Below are 5,885 nucleotides of genomic sequence, written 5' to 3' on the forward strand. Positions count from 1 at the left end.
GGTCGTCCGGGTCGCCATCCCGGTTTAGATCGATCATGGTGAAAGCGCCGTTGCGGGCGTTGATGCGGCGCAGCACGTCTTCGGCGGGCAGCCGGCGGGCCGTCACCAGCCCCGGGTCCTCATCACGCAGAAGGATGACGAGGGGCGCGCCGCCCGACGCCCCATCCGGTTCGAGCGTTTCGTTGAGCACCTGGTCCAGACCGGCCGGTTGATCGTCGCGCGTTTGCGTAATACCCGCATACAGCAGGGATAACGCCACGCCCGGCCGGTTGAGCGCGGCCGGGCGGCAATGGGGGACGCCCAGCGTTAAGCAGAATTGCAGCGTGCCCGTCGCCGGCGTCAGTGCGGCCAAATTCAAAGCGATCTCTTTATCCGCTTCCCAGTCTTCGGCCAACTTAGCGTAAGAGAGGGCGTCATAGATGATCGTCACCGTCACGGGCAAGGTCTCTTCCCGGTACTGGAAAGGAACGGGCCGGCCGTCCTCGAAGACCTTGAAATCGCCCTCTTCCGCCTCCCCGGCGTAATGAGCGCCGTCTTTCAGCAGCGTGAATTCGAGGTGGGCTTTTGGAAACCCGGTCACGTCGACCGTGTCGCTGTTGTGCACGGGTAGGAAGTCGAACTCATAGTCGCCCTCCTGGGCGAGGCCGGGCCGGGCGCTCAACAGCAGCGCGCCCAGCAGCATCAAGAGGGACAAACGAAGGGCGGCGCGGGTGGCAAAAGGGTTCATGGGTTTCCTCAGTGGCTTTTCCATGCGACTTCGCACTGTTTTTCCACGCAACCCCTGTCCGGGTGCTCAAAAACCCAGGTCAAGGTCGCCTTACGCGGGACTCGTATCTCCGCGCCGGTGAGCGTCAAAGAACGATTGGGCAACAGCCGGCCCAACAGTCGGCCAAAAAGATGTACCTGTACCTCACGAACTGTCACCTGTATGCTGGCGCGTTGATCGCGACCGCTGTGGAACATGCACCAGTAGTTGCCATCCTGACGGTAGCTGAAGTTGACGAGGTCGTTGGCGGAGCCCGATGTTTTCGTGGCTAGCTTATACACATCGGAATCTACGGTTAGTCTGACTTCCGTATGTTCTACCTTGGTCTTGTAATGAGTGTCGGTGCTTTCCCTCGTGATGCTAACCGTCAAAAGCGGGATCGGCGCGTCGGGCAACAGATGCCACCCCTCGCTCAGGAAGGCGAAGGTCAGGGAGAGGACGACAAACATCAGCGTCCAGCCGACGGCCGCCCAGCGCTGCAGAAACTCGATGGCGGCCACCACGTCCGCCCGCCCCAACGCTTGTAACGATTCCTCGGTGTCCGTCAGCACGCTGGGGTTGGCGCTGATCCGCCAGTGGAAATAAAGGTAGACCAGGGAGACCAGAAACGCCCCGAGCAGAAACAGCTTCAGGGCCGACGACCGTGCGGGCGACGGGCGCACCAGGGCAAAGAGGAACCGGATCGGATCTGGCGGCGATTTGCCAAGCCCCTTGCGAAGTTCGGGTTCCGCGTAGTGGAACAACACCAATAGGAGCGGCAGCACGAACAACACGACGAACAGCACCCCGAGGCCCAATCGGTCATACCATACGGCGAAGAAATCGCTCAGATAGAGGGGTGATAGCCGATCCCAGTCGCTCATGTTCAACGCTCCGGCCAATCCCAATACTTCTTATCGCCGCGCTGCGCCCAGCTGTCCCAGAAGCCCCTGGCGAACTCCTCCAGGACTTTCTCGGCCACAATCGCCATAAAGATCAACATGATTTGCGTCGCTACGTCCATTCCCTTCTCACGCCTCCCCCCCCACCCTCTCCACCGCCCGCAAGTCCCACTCAGGCCGCTGGTAGATTTTGAGGTAGTAGGGCGTATCGTCGGAGTAGCCGTCCTCCAGTTGCAGGGCCAGCCGCTCGCCATAGTTGTGGGCGCGCAGGCGGCGGGCCGCCTGCTGGCAGTCATAGGCCACCCGCCGAAACTCGATAGTCCATGCCGCCGGGTCGAACAGGGCGTAGGCGGCGCGCGTGTCGCCGTCGCGCGGCTGGCCGGCGCTGCCGGGGTTGACGAGGGTCAGCCCGCCGCCCAGCGGCGCGGGCCGGCCATAGCGGATGGAGCGCAGCCGGACGTTGCCCTCGCGCGCCTCCGCCCACTCAGCCCACATGGGGAAGTGGTTGTGGCCGCAGAACATCACCGCCGCCCGCTCCTCGCCCACCGCGTCGCGCAGGGCGGGGAATTCGTTGCGCAACAGGCTGGGGATCCATGGCTTCAGGTAGTGGGTGCGGCGTATACTGGGTTCGAGCGCGGCGTGGACGCCGATGGCTGTCCGCCCGCCGTCGAAATCGGCCCGCAACAGGGTGCGCGCGTTGTCGGTCAGCACCGCGTCCAGTTCCCGACGGAACCAGGCGCTCAGCCCGGCGTGTTCCGGCCGGGCCAGCGCCTCGCCGTGCCGCCGCAGGCTGTCGAGGGTATCTCCGTTCATGCCGTCCTCCGCCTGATGGATGAACCACTCGTCGTGGTTGCCGGGAACCCACTGCCGGGGCAGATCCGGCGGCTGTTCGCGCAGCCACTCCAGGCAGGGGATCGGATCGGGGCCGTAGCCGATGATGTCGCCCAGGAACCACAGCGCCAGCGCTTCCCCCTGGCTCAGCAGTGGGTCCACTTCGGCCATAATGGCCCGCAGCGCCAGTTCGTTGGCGTGAATGTCGGTCAAGATGACGTAACGCATGTCCTCTCACTCCTACTCCCTCGCCGGGGATTTGCTCGTCGCGAACCTGTTCTCGATGGCCTCGATTTCCTTCTTGGCCTCTTGCACCTTGAGGTGCTGCGGATCGACGTCCAGGCACGCTTTCAACTGCTCGCGCGCCCGCTTCAGCCACCGGCGAACAACCGTCGCGTCGGGCGGATTCTCTCTTTTGATCAGGACGCCCCTGATCGTCGGCTGGCTGTTGGTCCTCAGGTTGCGCATGACGTTATCGAGCGAATCAAGGAGGGGGGGGAGCTTAGCTTTGTCCTTCTCTATCGCTTCCAGCAGAGCCTGCGCCTTGTGTCGCAGGCCGGAGTCGGCCGTTTCCACCTCGTCCTGCCAGGCCAGGTTGACGCTGTTCTTTTGCGTCGCCGCCTTGCGGCTCAGGGGGATCGTGCGGGGGCGGCCGGCGGCGTTGACGGTGAACTGCTCGCACAGCCGGAGGATCTCCTGGCACTGCTCCAGGAGGTTGTCGAGGGTGGCGTCTAGGCGCAACGCATCCAGGTCGCGTTTCAGGAGTTTGGCCGCCCTCTCCAGTTGCTCATGGTCGTCGTTGACGCGCCTGGCCCAGGCGCGCCACTGGTCGAAGTTGTCCCGCTGCCGCTGGGCGGCGCGCTGATAGTCGGCCGTGGCGTGGAGCGGGATGTTGGTGGGGTGGCCCTCGCGGTAGAGCGCCTTCTCCAGGCCGGCGAAGCCCCGCGCCAGGGCGCCGCTCCACGCGCCATCCAACAGGGTCGCGGCGTTGTCGATACCATAAGACGAACCGTTGGGCTGCGCCTCCGCCGGCCAGCCGGCGCGCGGCGACGGGTCGTCGGGGTTGTCGGGCCGGGCCGGCTCGAATTCCTCGTTGTCCAAGGCGTTCAGGAGCGCCTTCACGTGGTTGTTCAACTCGCTGCCCAACCGGCCCAGCGCCTCGATCTCCCGCTTGCGGGTCTGCAACTCGGCCTGGACGGCGAGGTCGCCGCCCAGCCCTCTGTTCTGGGCGCTTTGCTGGGTGTTACTCCACTGCCGGTTAGCGCTCTGAAAATCCCAGCCCCCGCTCGATCCCTCAAAGGGATACGGCTCGGTCTTGGCCCGCTGTATCTCCACGTCTACCCGGTCTAGTTGCTTCCAGACTTCGTCCCAGCCGTTTAGCTTGGCCTCCAGGTCGGCGATGCCTGCCGTCAGTTCTTCCCTGACGCCATGGGGCAGGCCCGCCACGTCGGCCACCTGGTCGATGTTGCGCAGCAGCCCCAGCAGGCTCTTGCCCTCTTGGATCGTCTGTTTCAAGGGGACGGTCGCGACCAACGCCTTGGCGTCGAGCAGTCGGTTGGCGATGATGGAATGCAGCTGGGGGCGCAACCCCTCCAGGTCGGCAGCCACCTGGGCGTCGTCGGGGTCGATCCGGTTGGCCAGGGCGTAGAGGGAGGTGGCGGCGACGATGTCAGGCTCGCTTCCCTGGCGCGTCCGGCTTTGGGCCTCCTCGACCAGCTTGCCGACCGCGTCCTCGATGAGGGCGCGGCGCTGGCGGTCATAGAGCGGGCGCAGGCCGGCCTCGGCGTTGTCGGTCAGGTAGTCCTCCAGGCGGCTCATTTCGGCGTTGAACGTCTTCTCGTCGCGCTCCTTTAGATATTTGGCGGCCTTGGTCAACCCCAGCCATACCCGGCTCAGGACGCGGGCGTTTTCCAGACGGCGGTGGGCGAGTTTCGCGGCGCGTTTTTCGGCCTCGACCCAGCGCTTGTCGCGCCACAGCATGCCCATGAACTCCTCCACCAGGCGGGAGTTGTGCAGCAGGGCAGGGTTGGTGTCGAGTTGCTGGCGCAGGTAGTTCAGTTCGTCCCCCTCCCGCCGCCGCCGCTGGTTGCTCAACTGCTCCATCTCGCTCAGCACCCGGCTTTCGGCCGCCTCGGCATACTCCCGCATGATCTCCGGGATCTCGCCGCCGATCTCGATCCGCCGCTGCCGGTTGGCCTCGATGGCCGCCCAGTTCACGTTCGTGGCCCGGCGCAGTTGCTTCGCCTGGGCGTCGAGCCACTTCTCTTCCACCTGCCGGTAGAGGCGCTTGTCGTCCGGCTCGATCAACAGATCGTTCTGTTCCAATTCGCGGCCGAGCGCCTTGGCCCGCTCCAGGGTGGTCATGTCGTCGGAGCCGATCGCCGCCTGCAAGCCGGCGCGGTAGGCGACCAGCCACGACTGGCGGGCCAGGCTCCAGCGCGCCTCGATCTCGTTCTTGAGCGTCGAGTCGAGCGCCAGGGCGACGGCCAGTTGGTCGACGATGGTGGCGAAGTCGGCGATAGGCTGAACCTTATCGCCCACGCCGCGGCGGTCAGCGGCGCGTTTGTTGGCCGCCGTCAACCGGCGCTCGGCGTCGGTCAGCACGCGACGCGCCTCAGCGTCGTTGGTGGTCTTCAGTTCCATGCGCGCCCGGCCGTCGCGGGCCTTCGCGTCGAACTCGGCCGTGCGCAGGTCGCTTTCCTGCTGGGTGAAGGTCTCCTCGGCGTCTTTATAGATGTTCAGGGCGTCCGCGTAGCGCCCTTCTTCCTCGGCTTGCTGGGCGCTCAGTACGTCGCCCGCGGCGTTGGCGCGCTTGACCAGCTTGCCCGCTTCCTGGCTCTGCTGCGCCTCGGCCTTCGCGACCCGCTCGAGCAACTTGATGGCGTTGTCCCACTGGCCGCGGCGATAGGCGCTCAACCCCTGTTCCCAGTTCTCATCCACTGTCTGAAGCTGGCTAAGGCGAACGAGTTGCTCGAGCGTCTTGGGGTGCTTCTGCTCATCCTCGCTGAGGGTGGCCATCATGCCCCGCGCTTTCTGCAGCGATTGGGGGGTCTTGTCGCGCTCATAGTCGTCCATGAGCCGGGCGACCGCGTCCAGTTGCTCCAGCATCCGATTGTAGCGCTCCTCGGCGGCGACAATGTCGTCGATGAGGCGCGCCAGATCGTCGAGGCGTTCTTGCAAGGGGGAGCCGGGCTTGGGATGGGGCACGGCGGTGATGGCGGCGGCGCGAGCCTCTTTCAGCAGCGCGATCGCCCCGGCGTAATCGTCCTTGCGCCGCAGCCGGTCGGCCTCGGTCATCTGGTTGGTCAGCTTGGTCGCCTCCAGCGCGGCGATGCCGTCGCGGGCGATCTCCAGTTGCTCTTCCAGGCCGGGGTAGTCGGCGTAATCCTCCTGGGCGGCGACGAGCA

At 65.4% G+C, this 5,885-nt stretch carries 5 protein-coding genes; all 5 read right to left on the minus strand.

Features of this window, described 5'->3' with window-relative positions; all coding sequences use genetic code 11:
• Positions 1 to 727 (minus strand): hypothetical protein (locus ACE3UY_RS01075; RefSeq protein ID WP_374685705.1); only part of this gene is annotated, 727 nt, incomplete at its 3' end.
• Positions 728 to 735: 8 nt separating this feature from the next.
• The gene (locus ACE3UY_RS01080) at positions 736 to 1,629 is read right to left on the minus strand and encodes a hypothetical protein (protein WP_374685706.1); all 894 of its coding nucleotides are present in this window, start codon (positions 1,627 to 1,629) and stop codon (positions 736 to 738) included.
• Between the two features lie 2 nt (positions 1,630 to 1,631).
• Positions 1,632 to 1,769 (minus strand): hypothetical protein, encoded by a 138-nt coding sequence (locus ACE3UY_RS01085; protein WP_374685707.1) that lies wholly within the window; start codon positions 1,767 to 1,769, stop codon positions 1,632 to 1,634.
• Positions 1,770 to 1,776: 7 nt separating this feature from the next.
• Positions 1,777 to 2,706: a metallophosphoesterase gene (locus ACE3UY_RS01090; protein WP_374685708.1), complete on the minus strand. Its 930-nt coding sequence runs from the start codon at positions 2,704 to 2,706 to the stop codon at positions 1,777 to 1,779.
• Positions 2,707 to 2,718: 12 nt separating this feature from the next.
• Positions 2,719 to 5,885 (minus strand): hypothetical protein (locus tag ACE3UY_RS01095; protein ID WP_374685709.1); only part of this gene is annotated, 3,167 nt, incomplete at its 5' end.

Origin of the sequence: Promineifilum sp. (SeqCode), from assembly GCF_041918635.1 — a bacterium.
Taxonomy (GTDB): Bacteria; Chloroflexota; Anaerolineae; order Promineifilales; family Promineifilaceae; genus Promineifilum.